This window comes from Citrobacter sp. CK185 (genome assembly GCF_030333565.1).
Taxonomy (GTDB): Bacteria; Pseudomonadota; Gammaproteobacteria; order Enterobacterales; family Enterobacteriaceae; genus Citrobacter_B; species Citrobacter_B koseri.
Genome location: NZ_JAOWFR010000001.1, coordinates 238,924 through 260,815, shown reverse-complemented (window position 1 = coordinate 260,815; position 21,892 = coordinate 238,924). Strand labels below are relative to the sequence as shown.

Genomic DNA, 21,892 nt, shown 5'->3' with positions numbered 1-21,892 from the left:
GGGGGGGACTTGAACCCCCACGTCCGTAAGGACACTAACACCTGAAGCTAGCGCGTCTACCAATTCCGCCACCTTCGCATACCATCGATTCTTAAAAAGAATCGCTACCACGGAGGCGCATTCTAGTGGTTTTCAGCTTTTCGTCAATAGTTAATTACGCAGGATGGATTGATTGCTGCAAAAATGGGCGCTAACCGCAGGCCGGATAAGCGAAGTGCCATCTGGCATCCGCAAACCATGCCGGATGGCGGTGCAGGCACCTTATCCGGCCTACGATGACCACTCTACTTCTTCGCCTGGCGCGTCATCACCGTGCGGTAAACTTTAAAGCGCCCGGTTTGCGCAATCACTTCGTGGAAGCCAAACGTTTCATCCAGCACTTTCGGGTAAGGCAGGAAAGCGTTAGCCACGATACGTAACTCACCGCCGCTGTTGAGGTGGCGAACCGCGCCGCGAATCAGCGTTTGCGCGGCATCCAGGCTGGTTTGTATTCCATCGTGGAACGGCGGGTTAGAGATGATCATATCAAAACGCCCTTTTACGTCAGAAAAGACGTTACTGGCGAACACCTCACCCTCAACGCCGTTTGCCGCAAGCGTTGCGCGACTGGCCTCAACGGCAGGCGCGGAAACATCACACAGGGTTAAACGCACTTTTGGCGAGTGGCTGGCTAAGGCCGCAGAGAGCACGCCTGCGCCGCAACCGACATCCAGCACTTTGCCTTTGGTATGTGGCGTCAGCGTGGAAAGCAGCAACTGGCTGCCGACATCCAGACCGTCGCGGCTGAAAACGCCGGGCAGCGTTTTGATGGTCAGATCGTTAATGCGGTACTCGCCCCAGTATTTTTCCGCATCAAAGACAGGCTGTTTTTCCAGACGGCCATGATACAGCCCGCAACGGCGCGCGCTGTCGATTTTGTTCAGCGGCGCGTAGTCGGCCAGCATTTGCTCTGCGCTGCGAACGCCGCTACGGTTTTCGCCCACCACGAAGATGTCGGTGCCGAGCGGCAGCAGCGACAGGATATTCATCAACTGGAACTGGGCTTCAGGTTTATTTTTCGGCCAGTAGTAGATCAGCGTGTCGCAGTCCGCGACGTCGTCAGCGTGGGCGACCAGGCTAAAGCGCGCCTTCTCGCCCATCAGCTGGCTTAACAGCTGCCAGTGGTGGAATTGTTGCGTATGCACGCGGCTGGCGGCGCTTTCGAAGCGGGCTGGCAGGTCATCCTGCAAATCTCCGGCAAACAGAATACGGCTTTGTTCGAAATCATCACTGTGGCGCAGCAAGACTTCACTTGCCGGGGTAAAAGCAGACATGAAAGGTTCCTCTATTGTTCCTGGCGGCGATTATAGTTGTTTGTTGGCGCAGTTTCGACGAATTTGCTATATTTGCGCCCCTGACAGACAGGAGCGTTTCGCTATGACATCCCGACGAGACTGGCAATTACAGCAACTGGGCATTACCCAGTGGTCGCTGCGTCGCCCTGGCGCGCTACAGGGGGAAATCGCGATTTCCCTTCCGGCGCACGTTCGTCTGGTGGTCGTGGCGGAAGAATTACCGGCGCTGACCGAACCCCTGATGAGCGATATTTTGCGCGCATTGACCGTCAGTCCCGACCAGGTATTACCGTTGACGCTTGACCGCGTCGCCATGCTGCCGGAAGGCAGCCGGTGCAACAGCTGGCGGCTGGGTACTGAAGAGCCTTTGCTGCTGGAAGGCGCTCAGGTGACAAGTCCTGCGTTTAATGAATTACGGGCAAACCCAACGGCACGCGCCGCACTATGGCAACAAATTTGCGCATATGAACACGATTTCTTCCCTCAATCCGACTGATTTACCTGCTGCGTTTCTGATTGAAAAACGCGCCCATGCGTTTCCGTGGAGTGAAAAAACCTTTGCCAGCAATCAGGGCGAACGTTACCTCAACTATCAACTGACGGTCGGCGGAAAGATGGCGGCGTTCGCGATTACGCAGGTGGTGCTGGATGAGGCGACGCTGTTCAATATTGCGGTCGACCCGGATTTTCAGCGTCGGGGGCTGGGGCGAGAACTGCTGGAACATCTGATTGATGAACTGGAAAAACGCGGCGTCCTGACGTTATGGCTGGAGGTGCGCGCCTCAAATGCCGCCGCCATCGCACTCTATGAAAGTTTAGGTTTTAATGAGGCAACGGTGCGCCGTAATTACTACCCGACGGCTGACGGGCGTGAGGACGCGATAATCATGGCATTGCCAATCAGTATGTAAGACAAGGTGGAATAATGAAGTGGGACTGGATTTTCTTTGATGCCGACGAAACGCTGTTTACATTTGACTCGTTTACCGGCTTACAGCGGATGTTTCTCGACTATAGCGTCACCTTTACCGCTGAAGATTTTCAGGACTACCAGGCCGTCAATAAACCGCTGTGGGTGGATTATCAGAACGGCGCTATCACTTCGCTTCAGCTTCAGCGCCAGCGCTTTGTCGGCTGGGGCGAGCAGCTGAACGTCCCGCCTGAAGAGTTAAATGATGCGTTTATGAACGCCATGGCGGAGATTTGCGCACCGCTGCCGGGCGCGGTTTCGCTGGTTAACGCCCTGCACGGTAAGGTGAAGATGGGCATCATCACCAACGGATTCACCTCATTGCAGCAAATTCGCCTTGAACGAACAGGGCTTCGCGATCGTTTTGATCTGCTGGTTATTTCTGAAGAAGTGGGCGTGGCAAAGCCCGATCCGCGCATCTTTGATTACGCGCTGGAGCAGGCGGGCAGCCCTGACCGCTCTCGCGTGTTAATGGTCGGCGATACCGCAGAGTCTGATATTCTCGGCGGCATTAACGCCGGGCTTTCCACCTGCTGGCTGAATGCGCACCATCGCGAGCAGCCTGCGGGCATTGAACCGACCTGGACCGTGGCGTCATTAAGCGAACTGGAGCAACTCCTGTGTAAACACTGATTGCCTCCCCCCCGTTGATGGGTAAAATAGCCGCAATTTTTCGTATTCAACATGCGTGGTCAGACGCCGCGCTTACTCAAGAAGATTGAACTATGACGTTGTCTCCTTATTTGCAAGAGGTGGCTAAGCGCCGCACTTTTGCCATTATTTCTCACCCGGATGCCGGTAAAACCACTATCACTGAGAAGGTATTGCTGTTCGGACAGGCTATCCAGACTGCCGGGACGGTAAAAGGCCGTGGCTCCAGCCAGCATGCAAAATCTGACTGGATGGAAATGGAAAAGCAGCGTGGTATTTCTATTACCACGTCGGTAATGCAGTTCCCTTATCATGATTGCCTGGTCAACCTGCTGGACACCCCCGGGCACGAAGACTTCTCGGAAGATACCTACCGCACGCTGACGGCGGTGGACTGCTGTCTGATGGTGATTGACGCGGCAAAAGGCGTCGAAGATCGTACCCGTAAGCTGATGGAAGTAACCCGCCTGCGCGATACGCCGATCCTCACCTTTATGAACAAACTCGACCGTGACATCCGCGACCCGATGGAGCTGCTGGATGAAGTTGAGAACGAACTGAAAATCGGCTGTGCGCCGATCACCTGGCCGATTGGCTGCGGGAAGTTGTTCAAAGGCGTCTATCACCTTTATAAAGACGAAACTTACCTGTACCAGACCGGTAAAGGCCACACTATCCAGGAAGTGCGCATTGTAAAAGGTCTGGATAACCCGGAACTTGACGCTGCCGTAGGGGAAGACCTGGCGCAGCAGTTGCGCGACGAGCTGGAACTGGTGCAGGGCGCGTCCAACGAGTTCGACCATGAGCTGTTCCTGGCAGGTGAAATCACCCCGGTCTTTTTTGGTACAGCGCTGGGTAACTTCGGCGTTGACCATATGCTGGATGGTCTGGTGGAGTGGGCGCCTGCGCCGATGCCGCGCCAGACCGATACCCGTACGGTAGAAGCGAAAGAAGAGAAGTTCACCGGTTTCGTGTTTAAGATTCAGGCCAATATGGACCCAAAACACCGCGACCGCGTGGCGTTTATGCGTGTGGTCTCCGGTAAGTACGAGAAAGGCATGAAAATGCGCCAGGTACGTATCGGCAAAGACGTGGTGATTTCTGATGCGCTGACCTTTATGGCGGGCGATCGTTCCCACGTTGAAGAGGCGTATCCGGGCGATATTCTGGGCCTGCACAACCACGGCACCATTCAGATCGGCGACACCTTCACTCAGGGCGAAATGATGAAGTTCACCGGTATTCCGAACTTCGCGCCGGAGCTGTTCCGTCGTATCCGCCTGAAAGATCCGCTGAAGCAAAAACAGCTGCTGAAAGGGCTGGTTCAGCTGTCTGAAGAAGGCGCGGTACAGGTGTTCCGTCCGATCGCCAACAACGATCTGATCGTGGGCGCCGTCGGCGTGTTGCAGTTTGACGTGGTGGTTGCCCGTCTGAAGAGCGAATACAACGTTGAGGCTATCTATGAGTCCGTCAACGTCGCCACCGCACGCTGGGTTGAATGTACTGACGCGAAGAAATTCGAAGAGTTCAAGCGTAAGAACGAAGTACAACTGGCGCTGGATGGTGGTGATAACCTCACCTATATCGCACCAACAATGGTTAACCTGAACCTGACGCAGGAACGCTATCCTGACGTTCAGTTCCGCAAAACGCGCGAGCACTAATTGTCCCTCCAGGGCGCGTCATCCGGCGCGCCCTGTTACTTTCCCTGCCTTTTTAACCGCTTGCGGAATGTTCTTAAATCCCTCAGTTTTTCTTATGGTTGCTTGTTTTTTAAGCGTATCAGCAAGCGATTTTGCGATTGTGATCTATATTTAACAAAGTGATGACATAAATGACGACTTTTAACACTGTTCAATGCGTGAATACTGGTTGTTAAATCCGTCATTTATCTTGTCTGCGATATTAATAACTGAATAAAGATGGGATTAGCGCCGCGATTCTGCATAAGTATGTTGATTGTGACGGCTGCCATCCATACAGGAATGAATCGATGACGACGACAAGACTGAAGATTTCTAAAACTCTCCTGGCCGTAATGTTGACCTCCGCTGTCGCGACCGGTTCTGCATTTGCGGAAACCTCTACGCTGGATAAGGCACAGTCCAGCGCAGAAAGCGCGGGACAGAAAGTCGATAGCTCTATGAATAAAGTCGGTAACTTCATGGATGACAGCGCCATCACCGCAAAAGTGAAAGCGGCGTTGGTGGATCATGAAAGTATTAAGAGCACCGATATCTCGGTCAAAACCGATAACAAAGTGGTGACATTAAGCGGCTTTGTTGAAAGCCAGGCTCAGGCTGAAGAAGCCGTGAAAGTAGCGGAAGGCGTTGAGGGTGTGACCTCCGTCAGCGACAAACTGCATGTTCGCGACAGCAAGTCCGGCACGATGAAAGGCTATGCCGGGGATACGGCCACCACCAGCGAGATCAAAGCGAAACTGTTGGCGGATGACATCGTGCCTTCCCGCAAAGTGAAAGTCGAAACCACCGACGGCGTGGTGCAGCTCTCAGGAACCGTAGATTCTCAGGCGCAAATCGACCGTGCTGAAAGTATCGCAAAAGCGGTTGATGGTGTGAAAAGCGTCAAAAATGACCTGAAAACTCAGTAATTCGTCTTAATTCGCCCTCCCGACGTTTGTCGGGAGGCGCAATGTACACCACACTAAAAATATCGCGAATGAGCAACCTGAACGCTCATATCAAGCGGTCGACATTAACTATGGTAAAGGAGAAGCTTATGTTTCGTTGGGGCATTATATTTCTGGTTATCGCGTTAATTGCCGCCGCTCTGGGTTTTGGTGGACTGGCAGGCACCGCGGCTAGCGCAGCGAAAATTGTCTTCGTCGTCGGGATTGTCCTGTTCCTGATCAGCCTGTTTATGGGCCGTAAACGACCCTAGCACGTCACCCGTAGTACCCATGATTCATGCTAAGCCAGTCCATCGGACTGGCTTTTACGGTTTTAGCTATCGCGAATTTGCGTTACTTTGTCATTCTATAAAATAAAACACAGGAAGGCAGAGGTGGGGCAGCGAATACCCGTGACGCTCGGCAATATTGCGCCATTATCATTAAACGCGTTCCGACCAGGCCGAATGGCTCTGGTGTGCGAGGGCGGAGGGCAGCGGGGAATCTTTACCGCTGGCGTGCTGGATGAGTTTATGCGCGCGAAGTTCAATCCATTCGACCTCTACCTCGGCACCTCTGCCGGGGCGCAAAACCTTTCTGCCTATCTCTGTAACCAGCCCGGCTATGGGCGCAAAGTTATTATGCGTTACACCACGAAGCGGGAGTTCTTCGACCCGGTGCGTTTTGTTCGCGGGGGGAACCTGATCGATCTCGACTGGCTGGTGGACGCGACATCCGGGCAGATGCCGCTGGCGATGGACACCGCCGCGCGTCTGTTCGATAGCGGAAAATCCTTCTATATGTGCGCCTGTCGTGGGGATGACTACACGGCGAACTATTTCTCGCCAACGAAGCAAAACTGGCTCGATATTATTCGTGCGACCAGCGCGATTCCGGGGTTCTACCGTACAGGCGTGGCGCTGGATGGCATCAATTATCTGGACGGCGGGATCAGCGATGCGATCCCGGTACAGGAGGCGGCAAAGCGTGGCGCGAAAACGATCGTGGTGATCCGCACGGTGCCTTCGCAAATGTACTATACGCCGCAGTGGTTTAAGCGCATGGAGCGCTGGCTGGGGGAGAGCAGTTTGCAGCCGCTGGTGAATCTGGTACAGCACCACGAAACCAGCTATAGCGCCATTCAGCGTTTTATTGAGAAGCCGCCGGGTAAGCTGCGTATCATTGAAATCTACCCGCCGAAACCGCTGCAAAGCATGGCGTTGGGCAGTCGTCTTCCTGCGCTGCGCGAAGATTACAAAATTGGACGCCTGTGCGGGCGCTATTTTCTGGCGACGGTGGGGAAACTGCTGACGGAGAAACCGCCGCTCTCCCGCCACACGCCGAAGATTGTCATTCCTGGCCCGGTGGTGGTGCCTCCGGCGGCGGTGGTCAACGATATGCACGTAGCAACGGTCAGCGGCGCAGCGCAGGCCAACGACACTACCTTCAATAATGAGGATCTGGCGTGAGTTGCCGATTTATCGACACGCATTGTCATTTTGATTTTCCGCCTTTCACCGGTGATGAAGCGGCCAGCATTCAGCGTGCCGCTGACGCGGGAGTTGGCAAAATCATTGTTCCGGCGACGGCTGCGGCCTGTTTTTCACGCGTGCTGGCGCTGGCGGAACGCTTCCCGCCGTTGTTCGCGGCGCTGGGGCTGCACCCTGTGTTTATTGAGCAGCACGCAGATGACAGTCTGGATCGCCTGCAACAGGCGCTGGATCAACGCCCGCAGAAAGTCGTGGCGGTAGGGGAGATCGGGCTGGATCTTTACCGCGATAATCCTCAGTTTGATGAGCAAGAACGGCTCCTGGAGGCGCAGCTTAAACTGGCGAAACGCTACGATCTGCCGGTGATCCTTCACTCGCGTCGCACCCATGACAAGCTGGCAATGCATCTCAAACGCCACGCCCTGGCGCGAACCGGGGTGGTACATGGTTTTTCCGGCAGTCTGCAACAGGCGGAACGCTTTGTTCAGTTAGGCTACAAAATTGGCGTTGGCGGCACGATTACTTATCCGCGCGCCAGTAAAACGCGTGATGTGATGGCACAACTGCCGCTGGATGCATTGCTGCTGGAGACCGACGCGCCGGATATGCCGCTAAATGGTTTTCAGGGACAGCCAAACCGCCCGGAGCAGGCGGCACGGGTATTCAGCGAGCTGTGCGCGCTACGCGATGAACCCTCTGAGGTGATAGCCGAAACGCTGTATCGCAATACGACGGCGTTATTTCGTCTCTGATTGCCGGATGCGACGCAAAAGCGTCTTATCCGGCCTACGGGCCGACATCATTTGTGGGCCGGATAAGGCGGCCTACGGGTCGACATCATTTGTAGGCCGGATAAGGCGCAGCCGCCATCCGGCGATTCATAAATATAAAGCTGGGAAAATCAGGTTATGCACCCCGTGCGCCCATAATGCGTTTGCCAGTTGTTGCACGTCGTCAGGCGTTGCGCCCGGCCACGCTTTTGCTTCGCCATACACCCCATGTGCATGGAAAGCGTTTAACCGGACGGGAATATCGCCCAGACGGGAGATAAACGCGGCCAGCGGCGCTATCTGTTGCAGGTAATCCACCTGACCAGGAATCACCAGCAGCCGTAGCTCGGCCAGCTTGCCATGCTCCGCCAATATCCTGATGCTGTGCTTGATCTGCGCGTTATCCCGCCCGGTAAGACGCTGATGGCAGGTGCTACCCCAGGCTTTTAGATCGAGCATCGCGCCATCACAAACGGGCAGCAGTTTCTGCCAGCCAGTTTCGCTCAACAGGCCGTTGCTGTCGACCAGACACGTCAGCGTACACAGCTGCGGATCGGCCTTGATCGCGGCAAACAGCGCGCAAATAAACGGTAACTGGGTGGTGGCTTCGCCCCCGCTGACGGTAATGCCTTCAATAAATGTCGATGCCTTACGGATATGGCCCAGCACCTCATCGACGCTCATCGTCTGCGCCATCGGCGTGGCCTGCTGCGGGCACATCCGCAAACAGGTATCGCACTGCTCGCAGACGTCAGCCTGCCACACCACTTTCCCCGCGCTGAAGCCCAGCGCCTGATGAGGGCACTGGGGAACGCACTCACCGCAGTCGTTGCAGCGCCCGATCGTCCACGGATTATGGCAATTCTTACAGCGCAGATTGCACCCTTGTAAGAACAGAGCCAGACGACTGCCGGGGCCGTCCACGCAGGAGAACGGTATGATTTTACTGACTAAACACTTCATCCTTCGAACTGCCTCTTTGTTGGCTGCACTTATTCACCCCAGTCACGTACTACGTGTACGCTCCTGGGGATTCATTCGCTTGCCGCCTCGATGCCTCTCGAATGATTTTGCGTTAGGAAGCGCATCTGCTGTTCATGACTTATTACGCGTGCTTGTCGTTCCAGAATGCGCGTATTGCGCGCGGCTTCTTCCCCCAGCCAGGTGGTGTTTGTTCGCGATCCTTCGGCGCGATATTTTTCCAGATCCGACAGGCGCACCATATACCCGGTAACGCGCACCAGATCGTTGCCGCTGACGTTGGCGGTAAACTCCCGCATGCCGGCCTTGAACGCGCCCAGACAAAGCTGCACCAGCGCCTGAGGATTCCGCTTGATGGTTTCGTCCAGCGTCAGGATGTCGCTGATCCCGGCATGGTAGTGCGCATGATGGGGGGCGACGGTTTGCAGGTGGGTAATGGGGTCAGGTTCATCGCCGTACGGTAAACGCGCGCCCGGCGTCGTACCGATATCGGAGCTGATGCCTGACTGGGCATGCAGCATCGCCCGCTGTTTCCAGCCATGCTTAACGGGCGTGTTTGCGACGAAATCGGCCAACTGCTCGCTGATGCGATAGCCCAGCGCATTGGCCGCGTCGTCTTTCCCGTAGCGCGCGTTCATCCCCGCGTTTTCACACAGCAGGTTTACCGCTTCGGCCAGGCCATACATCCCAAACATCGGTACAAAACGTCCGGGATCAAGCAACCCTTCCTGCACCAGGAAGCTATTCTCAAAGAAATGTGATTGTTCATAGAGGAAGTCACATCGGGCATCAATGATGGCGATTTGCTGCTGGCAGTAGTGCGGTAGCGTGCGCGTAAAGAAGTCATCGACAGAGGTGCTGCGCTCTGCAACGGCTTTCAGATTGATCCTGACCAGCGTGCTGCCGCCGCCCGCAAGCGGCAGAGAGTTGTAACAACTGACGACGCCATATTGACCTTTTGTGAAAATTTTATCATTTACCGGGCCATTAGAAATATGCGGTTTGCTGCATTCACAAATGTTTTTAGCGACATCAAGCAGTAAATCATCCGGTGTGATATCGGGATCGTAGATAAACGTCAGGTTAGGTGAAACCTGCTTTAACTCAGCGTCGGCACGTAAAATAGCGCGGGTGACAGGCGTGTCGGCCGGGCCAATATTGGCATGCATAAAGGCGTCCGGCAGCGTTCTGTCGAGATAGCGCCAGAAACGTTTTATTCGAATATCGATCTCGTCTTGTGTTAGAATTTTAACATACGGCTGCAACAGCGCATCCAGTTGCCCCAGATAGACCGGCATCGATGTTACGGAAGGAACGTGATGGTAGAGGATGGTCAGCAAAGATAGTGCGTCATCCAGATCTTTTGCGCCTTCCAGCTCCAGCCACTGTGAGCCATTAGCCAGAAAACGGGCGTAATCGGGCAAAACATAACGAGGTTTGAACGGGGCATGACCTTCGAACATATCGCAGATAACCCCGTCGTCCAGCGCCTGGCGAGCCTCTGCGGGCAAGGCCGGATAAGGCAAAGCGTTCTCAGCTTCCAGCGCCAGAAAATGACGTTTTTGTTCGGGGCTGAGCACCGGACTGGTCACAATTTGCTGGCAACGATGTTGCAGCGCGGTTTCGCATGAAGTGGGCATCTTCGTTTCCTTTTTGTGCCGAAGGTTAAGCGCCATTGTAGGAAGTTGCGTGATGATGGCTTTTGATCAGGATGCGCCTGTTGCCCACTCGCGAGGCCGGGAAAGGTCATTTATTTGAAGTAGATCTCGTTACAGTAATGCAAATTTGTACGTAGTTTTCATTAACTGTGATGTATATCGAAGTGTAATGGCGAGCGGATGTTAGAATACTAACAAACTCGCAAGGTGAAATTTTATACCGGCGATGAGCCAGGAGAATGTAATGACTGATTTAACCGCAAGCAGCCTGCGTGCGCTGAAACTGATGGACCTGACCACCCTGAATGACGACGACACCAATGAAAAAGTGATCGCGCTGTGTCATCAGGCGAAAACCCCGGTTGGGAATACTGCCGCTATCTGTATCTACCCGCGTTTTATTCCGATTGCGCGTAAAACTCTGAAAGAGCAGGGCACGCCGGATATCCGCATTGCGACCGTCACCAACTTCCCGCACGGTAATGACGACATTGACATCGCGCTGGCAGAAACCCGCGCAGCCATCGCGTACGGCGCGGACGAAGTTGACGTGGTATTCCCGTACCGCGCGCTGATTGCCGGTAACGAGCAGGTGGGCTTCGATCTGGTGAAAGCCTGTAAAGACGCCTGTGCGGCGGCAAACGTGCTGCTGAAAGTGATCATTGAAACCGGTGAGCTGAAAGAAGAAGCGTTAATCCGTAAAGCGTCTGAAATTTCCATCAAAGCCGGTGCGGATTTTATCAAAACCTCTACCGGTAAGGTTCCGGTTAACGCAACGCCGGAAAGCGCACGCATCATGATGGAAGTGATCCGCGATATGGGTGTTTCCAAAACCGTTGGTTTCAAACCGGCTGGCGGCGTGCGTACCGCTGAAGATGCACAGCAGTTCCTGGCCATTGCTGACGAACTGTTTGGCGCTGACTGGGCGGATTCCCGTCACTACCGTTTCGGCGCATCCAGCCTGCTGGCAAGCCTGCTGAAAGCGCTGGGTCACGGGGACGGCAAGAGCGCAAGCAGCTACTAAGCCTTATATTGCCGGAGTTGTAGTGACGTAGGCCGGATAAGGCGCAGCCGCCATCCGGCATCAATACGACTGCCGGGTGGCGCGTTGCTTACCCGGCCTACAATGGCCTTCTACTCTTTTCCCCTGGGGGTTACCGTGTTTCTCGCACAAGAAATTATTCGTAAAAAACGTGATGGTCATCCGTTAAGCGACGAAGAGATCCGCTTCTTTATCAATGGTATTCGTGATAACACCATCTCTGAGGGGCAGATTGCCGCTCTGGCGATGACCATTTTCTTCCACGATATGTCGATGCCTGAGCGTGTGTCGCTGACCATGGCGATGCGAGATTCAGGAACCGTTCTGGACTGGAAGAGTCTCAACCTTAACGGCCCCATCGTTGACAAACACTCCACCGGCGGCGTGGGTGATGTGACTTCGCTGATGCTTGGCCCTATGGTGGCGGCCTGCGGCGGCTACATTCCAATGATCTCCGGGCGCGGCCTCGGTCATACCGGCGGTACGCTCGACAAACTGGAAGCAATCCCGGGATTTGATATTTTCCCGGACGACAACCGTTTCCGCGAAATCATTAAAGACGTGGGTGTGGCGATTATTGGGCAGACCAGTTCGCTCGCACCGGCGGATAAACGTTTTTACGCCACCCGCGACATTACCGCGACGGTGGACTCCATCCCGTTGATCACCGCTTCAATCCTCGCGAAAAAACTGGCGGAAGGGCTGGATGCGCTGGTGATGGACGTGAAAGTAGGCAGCGGCGCCTTTATGCCAACCTATGAACTTTCTGCGGCGCTGGCTGAAGCCATCGTTGGCGTTTCCAACGGTGCAGGCGTGCGCACAACTGCGCTGCTCACCGACATGAACCAGGTGCTGGCCTCCAGCGCCGGTAACGCCGTCGAAGTGCGCGAAGCGGTGCAGTTCCTGACAGGTGAATACCGCAACCCGCGTCTGTTCGACGTCACGATGGCGCTGTGCGTGGAGATGCTGATCTCCGGCAAGCTGGCGAAAGATGACGCTGATGCGCGAGTGAAACTACAGGCGGTGCTGGATAACGGCAAAGCGGCGGAAATCTTTGGTCGCATGGTAGCGGCACAGAAAGGGCCGAGCGATTTCGTGGAAAACTACGCGAAATACCTGCCGACGGCGATGCTCAGCAAAGCTGTCTATGCCGATACTGAAGGTTTTGTATCCGCGATGGACACTCGCGCGTTGGGCATGGCGGTGGTCTCAATGGGCGGCGGTCGTCGCCAGGCGTCGGACACCATTGATTACAGCGTCGGCTTTACCGACATGGCGCGTCTGGGCGACAGCGTTGACGGGCAGCGTCCGTTGGCTGTTATCCACGCCAAAGACGAAGCCAGCTGGCAGGAAGCGGCGAAAGCCGTCAAAGCGGCAATCAGCCTTGACGACAAAGCGCCTGAAATTACATCGACAGTCTATCGTCGTATTACCGAATAGCTGTATACTGATCTGATCGCTTTTTTGCAGCGCAAGATGTATGGAGAACAAGATGAAACGTGCATTTATTATGGTGCTGGACTCCTTTGGTATTGGTGCAACTGAAGATGCGGATCGCTTTGGCGACGTAGGTTCAGATACCCTGGGCCATATTGCAGAAGCCTGCGCCAGGGGCGAGGCCGACAATGGCCGTAAAGGCCCACTGAATTTGCCTAACCTGACCCGCCTGGGTCTGGTGAAAGCGCATGAAGGTTCTACCGGTAAAATTGCTGCGGGTATGGACGGCAATGCGGAAGTGATTGGCGCGTACGCGTGGGCGCACGAGCTCTCTTCCGGTAAAGATACCCCGTCTGGCCACTGGGAAATCGCGGGTGTTCCGGTTCTGTTTGACTGGGGCTACTTCAGCGACCACGAAAACAGCTTCCCGCAGGAACTGCTGGATAAGCTGGTAAAACGTGCCAACCTGCCGGGTTATCTCGGTAACTGTCACTCTTCCGGTACGGTCATTCTGGATCAATTGGGCGAAGAGCATATGAAAACCGGTAAACCGATTTTCTATACCTCCGCTGACTCCGTATTCCAGATCGCCTGCCATGAAGAGACCTTTGGGCTGGATAAACTGTACGAGCTGTGCGAAATCGCCCGTGAAGAGCTGACCGAAGGCGGCTACAACATTGGCCGCGTTATCGCGCGTCCGTTTATCGGCGATAAGGCCGGTAACTTCCAGCGTACCGGCAACCGTCACGATCTGGCCGTTGAACCGCCAGCGCCGACCATCTTGCAGAAACTGGTCGACGAGAAAAAAGGGCATGTGGTTTCCGTCGGTAAGATTGCGGATATCTACGCCAACTGCGGCATCACCAAAAAAGTGAAAGCCACCGGCCTGGACGCGCTGTTCGACGCCACCCTTAAAGAGATGAAAGAAGCGGGCGACGAGACGATCGTCTTTACCAACTTTGTTGATTTCGACTCATCCTGGGGGCATCGCCGCGACGTAGCGGGCTATGCTGCGGGTCTGGAGCTGTTTGACCGTCGTCTGCCGGAACTGATGGAACTGGTCGGTGAAGATGACATTCTGATCCTGACCGCCGACCACGGTTGCGACCCGACCTGGACCGGTACGGACCATACTCGCGAGCACATTCCGGTGCTGATTTATGGCCCGAAAGTGAAAGCGGGCTCGCTCGGTCACCGTGAAACCTTCGCGGATATCGGTCAGACGCTGGCAACGTACTTCGGTACGTCGCCGATGGACTACGGCAAAAACATGCTGTGATGCAATTGCCCGGTGGCGCAAGCTTACCGGGCCTACGGTTTTGTAGGCCTGATAAGGCGTAGCCGCCATCAGGCAATAACAACGAGATAAGGATAAAAGATGGCAACTCCACATATTAACGCAGAAATGGGTGATTTCGCTGACGTCGTTTTGATGCCGGGCGACCCGCTGCGTGCGAAGCACATTGCTGAAACTTTCCTTGAAGACGTGCGTGAAGTGAACAACGTTCGCGGCATGTTAGGTTTCACCGGGACGTACAAAGGCCGTAAGATCTCAGTCATGGGTCACGGTATGGGTATCCCGTCCTGCTCCATCTATACCAAAGAGCTGATCACCGATTTCGGCGTGAAGAAAATCATTCGTGTCGGTTCCTGCGGTGCGGTACGCAACGATGTGAAACTGCGCGATGTGGTGATTGGTATGGGTGCCTGCACCGATTCCAAAGTTAACCGTATCCGCTTCAAGGATCATGATTTTGCGGCGATCGCTGACTTTGACATGGTGCGCAACGCGGTAGACGCGGCGAAAGCGCTGGGAGTTGACGCACGCGTGGGCAACCTGTTCTCCGCCGATCTGTTCTATTCTCCTGACGGCGAAATGTTCGACGTGATGGAAAAATACGGCATCCTGGGCGTGGAAATGGAAGCGGCGGGTATCTACGGCGTAGCGGCTGAGTTTGGTGCGAAAGCGCTGACCATCTGCACCGTGTCTGACCATATCCGTACTCACGAGCAGACCACTGCCGCTGAACGTCAGACGACCTTCAACGACATGATCAAAATCGCGCTGGAATCTGTTCTGCTGGGCGATAAAGCGTAAAAAAGAAGGGGGCAGTTTGCCCCTTACGCCTGATGGCGCTTCGCTTATCAGGCCTACAAAATATTTTACGTGATTTGTAGGTCGGGTAAGGCCTGACCGCCACCCGACATAAATGCTGCACAATCCTTTGTCAGCACTCTGAAGGGGCAGTTTGCCCCTTTTCCCTGCCTGTTTATTTACCGCCCTTTGGCGATTAATGCGTTAGCAACTCCCAGCTTAAATTACTCTCCATCTCAGTATTGTCGCTGACGTTACGGAACTGCTTTTCGTTCAGCACTGGCGTTAGCGTTAACGTAAAGTTCAACTGCTGCCCGCGCGCGGCTTCATTGTTCTCGATAGCGATAATGGCTTCGTTATTGTGCAGCAGCTGTGTATCGGCATGGCCGTCTGCGGGAATGAACTCATTGCGATCGGTTGTTTTCCCGATCATATAGCTGCGACCATCCAGTATCATTTGGCTGGCTTTCAACGCCAGCCCCCCGCCGTTACCGAAAAGAAATCGCCCTTGTGGGCCTGCGGCGCCATGTACAAATAGCGCCATCACCTGTGGTTGCGGGCAATAGATGCTGACATTGATATCGCGCGAGGGCATTTTAAACCAGTTTTGCTGTGAGCCGACGTTGTCATTTCGCTGCATCGGGGGAAAGGCCACGGTAGCGCGAGAGAGCGATACCTGGCAGTTCTCGTCTGCCCATGCCATGCGTGATCCCAGCGCTGCTAACGTACATAATGCAATGATCCACTTTCCGTATGACTTCATTGGCAAATACCCTCCGCCGTTTCGTAAAACGCCTCTTTATTCTGCACATTGCTTAATGTGTAAGTGATTTTGCAGATACGGTTCATATTGTCATCAACGCTATAGAGCGTTGGCGTTTCGTCAATATTGCTAATAAAGACGCGGCCGCTGTCCACTGCGCTGACCAGGTAGTTTCCTTTTTCATCAACAACAGACGTGCCTTTAGGAAGCCAGGAGCCATCCTGCTGCTTTATCTTTAGCATGACGCGACGGGTGTTTAGCACGTTAAAATCCAGGTCGCTGACGGTGGCATGAGCGGGCACCAGTAGCTTTGTTCCGTTAGCCAGATCCATATTTTTGGGCAGCGTATTTGCGTTCACCTCAATACGTGACTTACGCCACTCCGTCAGTCCTGGCACCACGGCCTGCCCCCAGAAATCTGTCCAGACCGGGCCTTGCGGCGTTGCGATTTCGATGCCGCTTTCCGGTTCGCTCAGGTGGGCAATGCCAAAGGTATCTTTAATGGTATAGGGGGAGAAGGTTACCCCCTGGCGATGCAGTGCAATGCCGCCCGACAGCATTGCGCTGTAGGTACGCTGATCGTCATTGTTGGTTGTTGCGCCAACGCTCATCTGCGTGTAGTGCAGGTTGCTGTTGATGTTGCCGTTGAGGGTGTTGAGATCGTTTCCGATATCGCGATCCGCCGAAACGGAATAGCTGGTATTGTCGCTGAGAGGGCCACTGCTGCGTAAGCCATATGTCGTTCGGTCGCCCTGATTGCGCATATATGCGTTAATCGACTGCGACTGGAAAGGAATGTTGAGGTTGATGTAAAACACATCATCGTCATAGTTGTCATTGTTGATGTCGTCATTATCGTTGCTAACAGAGTGCTGCCAGTTCACGTTTATTGACGCGTATTTAAATGTTTTTCCCCATGAAAGACTCACGTAACTGGAGTCTTCATAATCATCCGTGGCCTGATTATAGCTATAGGCTAACGAGAAGGTTCCTGCTGTTCTGCCGCTCCAGTTCACATTGGCGCTATAGCTGCTTTGATAGCTTGCGCTGTCGTCGTCCATCGCCTCGGACAACTCACGATAGTCGTCAGAATAACGCGCGGTGCTGACCCCAACAGAGACATGGCCGGGAAGTGTCAGCTGGTTTTGAATTTCCGCCTTTATACCGCTGCGCGTATCGCCGAAGGATTCACGGCTGCCCAGCAGACTGGCAAATACTTGCCATTTCTCGTTTGAACTCCACTCCAGCATTGCACCGCTTGCCTGATAATCCTCGGCAAGAACCCCCGCCGCCAGCAAACTTGTTTGTGGGGTAAGGCGCCAGCCGTCTGAAATGTTATATACCCAGGGGTCGCTGTAATCGCTGTCGACGTTGCGCACCTGGCCTACTGACATCATAAGCCCTTGTGGTCGCGGAAGACCGTTCAGGTTGATTGAGGAGGCAGGTACGATGAAACTGGTTGTGACGTTGTCGGTTTCGACGATGCTGACCTGAAGATCGGCGTTATTTAACAGGATGGGGACATTGTCCAGCCTGAATGCCCCCGCGTTTACCAGCGTGGAATAAACAAGCTGCCCCGCCTGGCGGACTTCTACTCGTGCCTGGTTCGTGCGGGCAATCCCCGTCACGGTGACGCCTGAATTATCAGAGGTCATACTGGACTCGGGGAGTAACTGAATGCCGCTGAGGGATGTTCCAGAAAACAGCGCCGATCTGGAGCTGATCTGCCCAACCTGGACACGCATCTGTTGCGCTTCAAAAACGTGTTCGCCATAAGTGAATAAATTTTTAGCGCTGCGATCGCCGTCAGAGTCCAGCAGAAAATAGCGGCTGCGCAATGCCCAGTTGGCCAGATTGGCGCCCGCTTCGAGATCGCCCTGCGTGTAGTTATGGCTGTCGCCGCCGTTGTATTCATTTCGCGTGGAAAACAGGCTGTAGTTGAGCAGCCCGGCGCTGCCGCCGTGGCTATAGTTTTTCTCCCGGGACGCGCTATTTTCCAGTGCGTCGGGCGGGACAGTTAACTCCAGCATCTCCTTACCGGGAAGGGACTTTATGACGGCGGAGGGATAATCTTTTTGCAGGTCATGACAGTGTTCTTGCAGGGAGATCCCCAGAGGACGTAGCCCGATCGCTGTCAGAAAATCGTCATCTACGCAGAGTTGCCCTTGTTCGTCAAATTTGGCGCCCAGCGAACCTTTTTCTGACCCGTTTACGTTGATTAGAACGCTATGTACACCGGGCAAAAAACGCGGCTCTTCTGCGAAGTAATTTGCGATATTTTTACTGATGCCGCGCGTATTGAGTATATCGGTACTGAACGTTACTTCACGGGCTAACGCCGTTGAGGTTAATAACGTACATGAATATAACGCGATCTGAATATGGCGAGACAGCAGGTTGATTCCTTTCATATACACTTACTTTGTCCCCGTTTTTTATTGATTATGGTGTTAACGGCGCAGTGAAATTGGGTATGTCGATGCCGTAGCGGCTGGCCGGGAAGAAGCGTACAGATTGATCGGAAATGATGGATTTCTTGACGGTTACATCCAGAACTTCTCCGGGTAAAATATAGGTTTTTGCGATTTCCCCGGCCGTTTGCGAAGGTAAAAAAATCACCTGTTGCGCCAGGCGCACCACATAGGCGGAAGGGTTGCTGACTTTAATATGCTGCCCGGAGCCGGACCATTTCAGCAGTTTCCACGCATCGGTGACGACCGGTAAATTTTTGGGGCGAATTAATACCGGCAGATCCTGACGCAGATTGAAGTTAACTTTCATTGCGCCTTTAGACACGCCTGATGGCGGGATGCCTTCAAAGGTGACGCGTTTATAGTGCTCTTTGGTTAGCGGGGCGCTGCTTTCCATAATAAAGCGGACCTGCTGTTCCTGACCGGGTTCCACGCGTACGACGGGCTGGGTGACGTTGACGGTGATGCCACTGTCATCTTTTACATCTTCTATTGTGGTGTACAGCAACATCGGAACCGTATCGCTGTTTTTGACATTTATCGTTCCGCCATTATGGCTTTCTTCAATAACCAGTAGCGTGGAGGCGGGAACCATTCCTGCCGCATAAGCCTGAGATAAAGGTAAACAGAGAAGCGTGGCGGCAAATATATACGCTTTAACGGTACAAGATTTGTCAGACATTATTGTAATTCCTTCTATTGGAAAAACTCCCCACCTATCCATGTAGGGAGTTGTTGTACAGATATGATTAATAACGATGTGATTAGATATATCTCAGGGTAATGGTGGCGGAACCTGAAATATCGGTATCATCGCTAATGGCCAGTTTGGTGGTATTATCTACAGCCAGAGAAACCTTAAGCGGATAAGTTGCATTGTTATAGGCTGCTGGTTCCAGCGTGCCTTTGGCGCCGACGGTGATGATATCCTGCGTCCCTTCCTGGTTCCGAAAAGAAGTTTCCGTTGTCGCCTTAGCCCACAAACCCGTACTTGCGGCGGCGCTTACAATATAGTCAGCGTCAAAAGTGTCTTCGCCATTGACGGCTTTCGCGCTTGCAGCCTTGACAGAATCGATGGATACGGCATAGGCGCCAATGTTGACATTGCCTGCTGTTTTACCTACGCCGAATGAGACTCCTTTACCTTTAATGATGCCGGTTATCCAGATCTCTGCGTTGCTATCCGCTTTGTTATCGGTCAGCGTCCAGCCTACTTTCGTGGCGCTGGGGCACTCGATGACCAGATCGGTGTCTTTCGTGGCGATATCGTTGACGGCCGTTGAACTAAGGTCGCTGATCAGATGCGAGCCGAAGTCAAGTGCGTTGCCGCCATTGACAGTCGCGGTACAGCCACCGACCAGCAGTTTCCCCGTTACGCGCAGTTCAGTGGTGGCGCCGTCGGCCGCCCATGCGTTAGACATGGTCAGTGCCGCGATTGCGGTGGCAAGAAGTGCTTTTTTCATTTGTTGATCCTTAACTTGAATTGTGTGATGGTACGAAAAGGCATGTTACTTGCCTTCTGAATACGTTTTATATCAACCAGATAGCTATGGAATATGGTTGGGATAGAGTTATATTCCAGAAGTAATATATTATCTGGACACAGCAGACAGTGGTTTTAGTTTTATTTAAAACTGATTTCTGGTGATCTTTGTTATTTTTTGTTTTAGAGTTGCTGCTATTTTGTATGCGGTTGGAATATGGCGAGATTGTATGTTTATATATTCATGCGGTGAATATTATTGATAAATAATATGCCAGCCTGAGCGTTAATCGGCAGGCTTTTAATGTATTGCTGATGGTTATTGAGAAAATAACGTGCCGCCCTTGTTAAGGGGAAACGGGCACGTCCTGGAGAGGGTTAACGCACCGCCCGCGCAATCCACGCCGACAATTCCCGTAGCTCTTTTTCCTGCTCTGGAAAATCGACTAACAGCGCATCACACTCCTGTTGCAGCATATCCGCACGGTACAGACACCCCTGTAAACGGCCTGCCAGCGCTTCCAGCGGCGCAGGGTTAAGGCTGTCGGTAAAAACCTGAGTGCGCGTGATGTGCCCTTTTTCAACGTCGAAGTGCAGTTCAACGCCGCCCCAGATAAAGCGTTCGTCCAGAAGATGCGTAAAGGCTGGCGCCTGGCCGAAGTTCCATTCCCAACTGCTCTGGCGAGCGAATGTTTCGGCAAAATTGGGCAGATCCGGCGTTTTATCTGGAGAGATTATTTCGGCTTCCACGCGTTCGCCGTAGTGGCTGAAGAACGCCTCGGTAATGGCGTCGCAGATGTGTTCATGGGTAATGCCAGGCAGCAGTTCGACCAGATTGGCGACGCGCCCGCGTACGGAGGCGATCCCTTTGGCCTGTAATTTTTTCTTATCAGGATTGAGGTAGTTCGCCAGACGGCTGAGATCGGCATTCAACAGCAATGTGCCGTGGTGGAAGCCGCGATCTTTGGTTTCCCGATAGGCGGAGCCGGAAACCTTGCGGTCGCCTTCCGGCGTTTTCACCACCAGATCGTTACGACCGGAAGCCTCTGCGCTAACGCCCAGCGCGTTCAGCGCATTGAGCACTATCGCGGTGGAGATCGTTTTGTCGTACTCCGGCTTCCCGGCCATAAATGTAAAACAGGTATTGCCGAGATCGTGGAACACCGCGCCGCCGCCGCTGCTGCGACGCGCCAGCCGGACATTGTCTTCTTCCATGCGCCGGGTGTTGCACTCTTTCCACGGGTTTTGCGCCCGCCCGATGACGACCGTATCAGCGTTGCGCCACAGGAACAAAACGCGCTGTGTCGCGGGCATCTGGCGAAAAATACATTCTTCAACCGCCAGGTTGAACCAGGGATCGTAAGAGTCAGAGATAAGCAGACGTAATGTCGTCATGGCAGCATTCCTTTTCGTGGTCTCAACTATATTAACGACAAAGCGGCGGCTATCCTATGGTTCTTTCTTCTCGCTTTCTTCCTCTTCCGGTACGGATTTACTGGCGGTGAGCAGGAAAGGCGATTGCTGCCAGCGCGTGCGTTTGCCCTGTAGCAAGGTGCGCGTGAGCACCACGCCAATTGCCAGTGACAGGAGCAGCATCAGGCGTAAAATGTTGGTGGTGTTATCGACCTGTTTCGCTTCGGTCGCCAGCGTATGCGTATCCAGCGTTAGGCGCAGATAGCCCAGCGGGCCATTTTTACCCTGAATAGGTTCGACAATCTGCTGATTAAAATAGCCGCCCGCTTTTTTACCGTCCAGCGCCAGCCTGTCGCGCACATTGACGCTTTCGCCTGCGCGCGTAATGAGATCGCCTTGCTCGTCGTAGACGCCGGCATCCAGAATGCGGCTCTCTTCCGTTAGCTGGCGGAGTACGACGGCGATCCGCTTCTCATCCGGCGTTTCGGTGCGCATCAGCGGCGCGATATTTAAGGTCACCTGGCGCGCCAGCGTGCGGGCCAGTTCTTCGAGCTGCGGATTGCGCTGCCGTTGATGGTTTTGACTGAACCAGGACGCCCCCTGCATCAGCCCGACGAGCAGTGCGAGACAGAACAATACAATCACTGCACGATGAAGCCGGAATTTCAGTTTTGCGCGAGCCATATTCCACCTGCTGAAAATTTG

At 53.9% G+C, this 21,892-nt stretch carries 21 protein-coding genes; 12 read left to right on the top strand and 9 right to left on the bottom strand.

The window, feature by feature from the left end; genetic code table 11:
• Positions 1-284: 284 nt before the first annotated feature.
• Complete coding sequence (gene rsmC, locus OGV79_RS01150; protein WP_047459087.1) at positions 285-1,313, bottom strand: 16S rRNA (guanine(1207)-N(2))-methyltransferase RsmC; 1,029 nt, start codon at positions 1,311-1,313, stop codon at positions 285-287.
• 103 nt (positions 1,314-1,416) lie between these two features.
• Here rsmC and OGV79_RS01145 point away from each other — a divergent pair, with 103 nt between their 5' ends.
• The 8 genes from OGV79_RS01145 to OGV79_RS01110 all read left to right on the top strand — a co-directional run bounded on the left by OGV79_RS01145 (position 1,417) and on the right by OGV79_RS01110 (position 7,826).
• Positions 1,417-1,830 (top strand): DNA polymerase III subunit psi, encoded by a 414-nt coding sequence (locus OGV79_RS01145; RefSeq protein ID WP_200076041.1) that lies wholly within the window; start codon positions 1,417-1,419, stop codon positions 1,828-1,830.
• Complete coding sequence (gene rimI / locus OGV79_RS01140; protein WP_012134203.1) at positions 1,799-2,245, top strand: ribosomal protein S18-alanine N-acetyltransferase; 447 nt, start codon at positions 1,799-1,801, stop codon at positions 2,243-2,245. Before OGV79_RS01145 ends, rimI begins: the two co-directional genes overlap by 32 nt.
• Before the next feature lie 14 nt (positions 2,246-2,259).
• A complete protein-coding gene (gene yjjG, locus OGV79_RS01135) occupies positions 2,260-2,937 on the top strand; it encodes a pyrimidine 5'-nucleotidase (RefSeq protein ID WP_024130736.1) in 678 nt (225 codons plus the stop codon).
• Between the two features lie 92 nt (positions 2,938-3,029).
• Entirely contained in the window at positions 3,030-4,619 is a 1,590-nt protein-coding gene (gene prfC / locus OGV79_RS01130) for a peptide chain release factor 3 (RefSeq protein ID WP_012134201.1), read from the top strand.
• A 329-nt stretch (positions 4,620-4,948) separates the two neighbouring features.
• The gene (gene osmY / locus OGV79_RS01125) at positions 4,949-5,566 is read left to right on the top strand and encodes a molecular chaperone OsmY (protein ID WP_047459081.1); all 618 of its coding nucleotides are present in this window, start codon (positions 4,949-4,951) and stop codon (positions 5,564-5,566) included.
• Positions 5,567-5,694: 128 nt separating this feature from the next.
• Positions 5,695-5,856 (top strand): DUF1328 domain-containing protein, encoded by a 162-nt coding sequence (locus tag OGV79_RS01120; protein WP_047459078.1) that lies wholly within the window; start codon positions 5,695-5,697, stop codon positions 5,854-5,856.
• A gap of 123 nt (positions 5,857-5,979) precedes the next feature.
• On the top strand, positions 5,980-7,053 hold the full coding sequence (locus OGV79_RS01115; protein WP_275376214.1) for a patatin-like phospholipase family protein: 1,074 nt from the start codon (positions 5,980-5,982) through the stop codon (positions 7,051-7,053).
• Positions 7,050-7,826 (top strand): metal-dependent hydrolase, encoded by a 777-nt coding sequence (locus OGV79_RS01110; RefSeq protein WP_049011483.1) that lies wholly within the window; start codon positions 7,050-7,052, stop codon positions 7,824-7,826. Before OGV79_RS01115 ends, OGV79_RS01110 begins: the two co-directional genes overlap by 4 nt.
• Before the next feature lie 126 nt (positions 7,827-7,952).
• On the opposite strand, the gene OGV79_RS01105 is transcribed toward OGV79_RS01110, so the two are convergent.
• On the bottom strand, positions 7,953-8,807 hold the full coding sequence (locus OGV79_RS01105) for a YjjW family glycine radical enzyme activase (RefSeq protein ID WP_199976477.1): 855 nt from the start codon (positions 8,805-8,807) through the stop codon (positions 7,953-7,955).
• A 71-nt stretch (positions 8,808-8,878) separates the two neighbouring features.
• Positions 8,879-10,465 carry a YjjI family glycine radical enzyme gene (locus tag OGV79_RS01100; RefSeq protein ID WP_199971775.1) on the bottom strand — a complete coding sequence of 529 codons (1,587 nt, stop codon included), beginning with the start codon at positions 10,463-10,465 and terminating at the stop codon, positions 8,879-8,881.
• A 262-nt stretch (positions 10,466-10,727) separates the two neighbouring features.
• On the opposite strand from OGV79_RS01100, the gene deoC reads away from it, so the two are divergent.
• The 4 genes from deoC to deoD all read left to right on the top strand — a co-directional run bounded on the left by deoC (position 10,728) and on the right by deoD (position 15,060).
• The gene (gene deoC, locus OGV79_RS01095; protein WP_024130733.1) at positions 10,728-11,507 is read left to right on the top strand and encodes a deoxyribose-phosphate aldolase; all 780 of its coding nucleotides are present in this window, start codon (positions 10,728-10,730) and stop codon (positions 11,505-11,507) included.
• 135 nt (positions 11,508-11,642) lie between these two features.
• Entirely contained in the window at positions 11,643-12,965 is a 1,323-nt protein-coding gene (gene deoA, locus OGV79_RS01090) for a thymidine phosphorylase (RefSeq protein WP_047459067.1), read from the top strand.
• A 52-nt stretch (positions 12,966-13,017) separates the two neighbouring features.
• Positions 13,018-14,241, top strand: a complete 1,224-nt coding sequence (gene deoB / locus OGV79_RS01085; protein WP_024130731.1) for a phosphopentomutase — start codon at positions 13,018-13,020, stop codon at positions 14,239-14,241.
• A gap of 99 nt (positions 14,242-14,340) precedes the next feature.
• Complete coding sequence (deoD, locus tag OGV79_RS01080) at positions 14,341-15,060, top strand: purine-nucleoside phosphorylase (RefSeq protein WP_012134191.1); 720 nt, start codon at positions 14,341-14,343, stop codon at positions 15,058-15,060.
• Positions 15,061-15,253: 193 nt separating this feature from the next.
• Here the strand turns inward: deoD and OGV79_RS01075 are convergent, their stop codons facing one another.
• The 6 genes from OGV79_RS01075 to OGV79_RS01050 form a co-directional block, all read right to left on the bottom strand.
• On the bottom strand, positions 15,254-15,820 hold the full coding sequence (locus OGV79_RS01075; protein ID WP_047459063.1) for a DUF1120 domain-containing protein: 567 nt from the start codon (positions 15,818-15,820) through the stop codon (positions 15,254-15,256).
• The gene (locus tag OGV79_RS01070; RefSeq protein ID WP_286466673.1) at positions 15,817-18,231 is read right to left on the bottom strand and encodes a fimbrial biogenesis outer membrane usher protein; all 2,415 of its coding nucleotides are present in this window, start codon (positions 18,229-18,231) and stop codon (positions 15,817-15,819) included. Before OGV79_RS01070 ends, OGV79_RS01075 begins: the two co-directional genes overlap by 4 nt.
• Before the next feature lie 31 nt (positions 18,232-18,262).
• Positions 18,263-18,973, bottom strand: coding sequence for a fimbria/pilus chaperone family protein (locus OGV79_RS01065; protein ID WP_047459060.1), 711 nt, complete (start codon positions 18,971-18,973; stop codon positions 18,263-18,265).
• An 82-nt stretch (positions 18,974-19,055) separates the two neighbouring features.
• On the bottom strand, positions 19,056-19,754 hold the full coding sequence (locus tag OGV79_RS01060; protein WP_012134187.1) for a DUF1120 domain-containing protein: 699 nt from the start codon (positions 19,752-19,754) through the stop codon (positions 19,056-19,058).
• Positions 19,755-20,152: 398 nt separating this feature from the next.
• Complete coding sequence (gene lplA / locus OGV79_RS01055) at positions 20,153-21,169, bottom strand: lipoate--protein ligase (protein ID WP_047459054.1); 1,017 nt, start codon at positions 21,167-21,169, stop codon at positions 20,153-20,155.
• Positions 21,170-21,223: 54 nt separating this feature from the next.
• Entirely contained in the window at positions 21,224-21,871 is a 648-nt protein-coding gene (locus OGV79_RS01050) for a YtjB family periplasmic protein (RefSeq protein ID WP_012134185.1), read from the bottom strand.
• Positions 21,872-21,892: the final 21 nt, after the last annotated feature.

What these genes read in the sequence shown, in the direction of transcription:
- rsmC (WP_047459087.1), bottom strand. Translation starts at nt 1,313, where the DNA reads ATGTCTGCTTTTACCCCGGCAAGTGAAGTCTTGCTGCGCCACAGTGAT.
- OGV79_RS01145 (WP_200076041.1), top strand. Translation starts at nt 1,417, where the DNA reads ATGACATCCCGACGAGACTGGCAATTACAGCAACTGGGCATTACCCAG.
- rimI (WP_012134203.1), top strand. Translation starts at nt 1,799, where the DNA reads ATGAACACGATTTCTTCCCTCAATCCGACTGATTTACCTGCTGCGTTT.
- yjjG (WP_024130736.1), top strand. Translation starts at nt 2,260, where the DNA reads ATGAAGTGGGACTGGATTTTCTTTGATGCCGACGAAACGCTGTTTACA.
- prfC (WP_012134201.1), top strand. Translation starts at nt 3,030, where the DNA reads ATGACGTTGTCTCCTTATTTGCAAGAGGTGGCTAAGCGCCGCACTTTT.
- osmY (WP_047459081.1), top strand. Translation starts at nt 4,949, where the DNA reads ATGACGACGACAAGACTGAAGATTTCTAAAACTCTCCTGGCCGTAATG.
- OGV79_RS01120 (WP_047459078.1), top strand. Translation starts at nt 5,695, where the DNA reads ATGTTTCGTTGGGGCATTATATTTCTGGTTATCGCGTTAATTGCCGCC.
- OGV79_RS01105 (WP_199976477.1), bottom strand. Translation starts at nt 8,807, where the DNA reads ATGAAGTGTTTAGTCAGTAAAATCATACCGTTCTCCTGCGTGGACGGC.
- OGV79_RS01100 (WP_199971775.1), bottom strand. Translation starts at nt 10,465, where the DNA reads ATGCCCACTTCATGCGAAACCGCGCTGCAACATCGTTGCCAGCAAATT.
- deoC (WP_024130733.1), top strand. Translation starts at nt 10,728, where the DNA reads ATGACTGATTTAACCGCAAGCAGCCTGCGTGCGCTGAAACTGATGGAC.
- deoB (WP_024130731.1), top strand. Translation starts at nt 13,018, where the DNA reads ATGAAACGTGCATTTATTATGGTGCTGGACTCCTTTGGTATTGGTGCA.
- deoD (WP_012134191.1), top strand. Translation starts at nt 14,341, where the DNA reads ATGGCAACTCCACATATTAACGCAGAAATGGGTGATTTCGCTGACGTC.
- OGV79_RS01075 (WP_047459063.1), bottom strand. Translation starts at nt 15,820, where the DNA reads ATGAAGTCATACGGAAAGTGGATCATTGCATTATGTACGTTAGCAGCG.
- OGV79_RS01070 (WP_286466673.1), bottom strand. Translation starts at nt 18,231, where the DNA reads ATGAAAGGAATCAACCTGCTGTCTCGCCATATTCAGATCGCGTTATAT.
- OGV79_RS01065 (WP_047459060.1), bottom strand. Translation starts at nt 18,973, where the DNA reads ATGTCTGACAAATCTTGTACCGTTAAAGCGTATATATTTGCCGCCACG.
- OGV79_RS01060 (WP_012134187.1), bottom strand. Translation starts at nt 19,754, where the DNA reads ATGAAAAAAGCACTTCTTGCCACCGCAATCGCGGCACTGACCATGTCT.
- lplA (WP_047459054.1), bottom strand. Translation starts at nt 21,169, where the DNA reads ATGACGACATTACGTCTGCTTATCTCTGACTCTTACGATCCCTGGTTC.
- OGV79_RS01050 (WP_012134185.1), bottom strand. Translation starts at nt 21,871, where the DNA reads ATGGCTCGCGCAAAACTGAAATTCCGGCTTCATCGTGCAGTGATTGTA.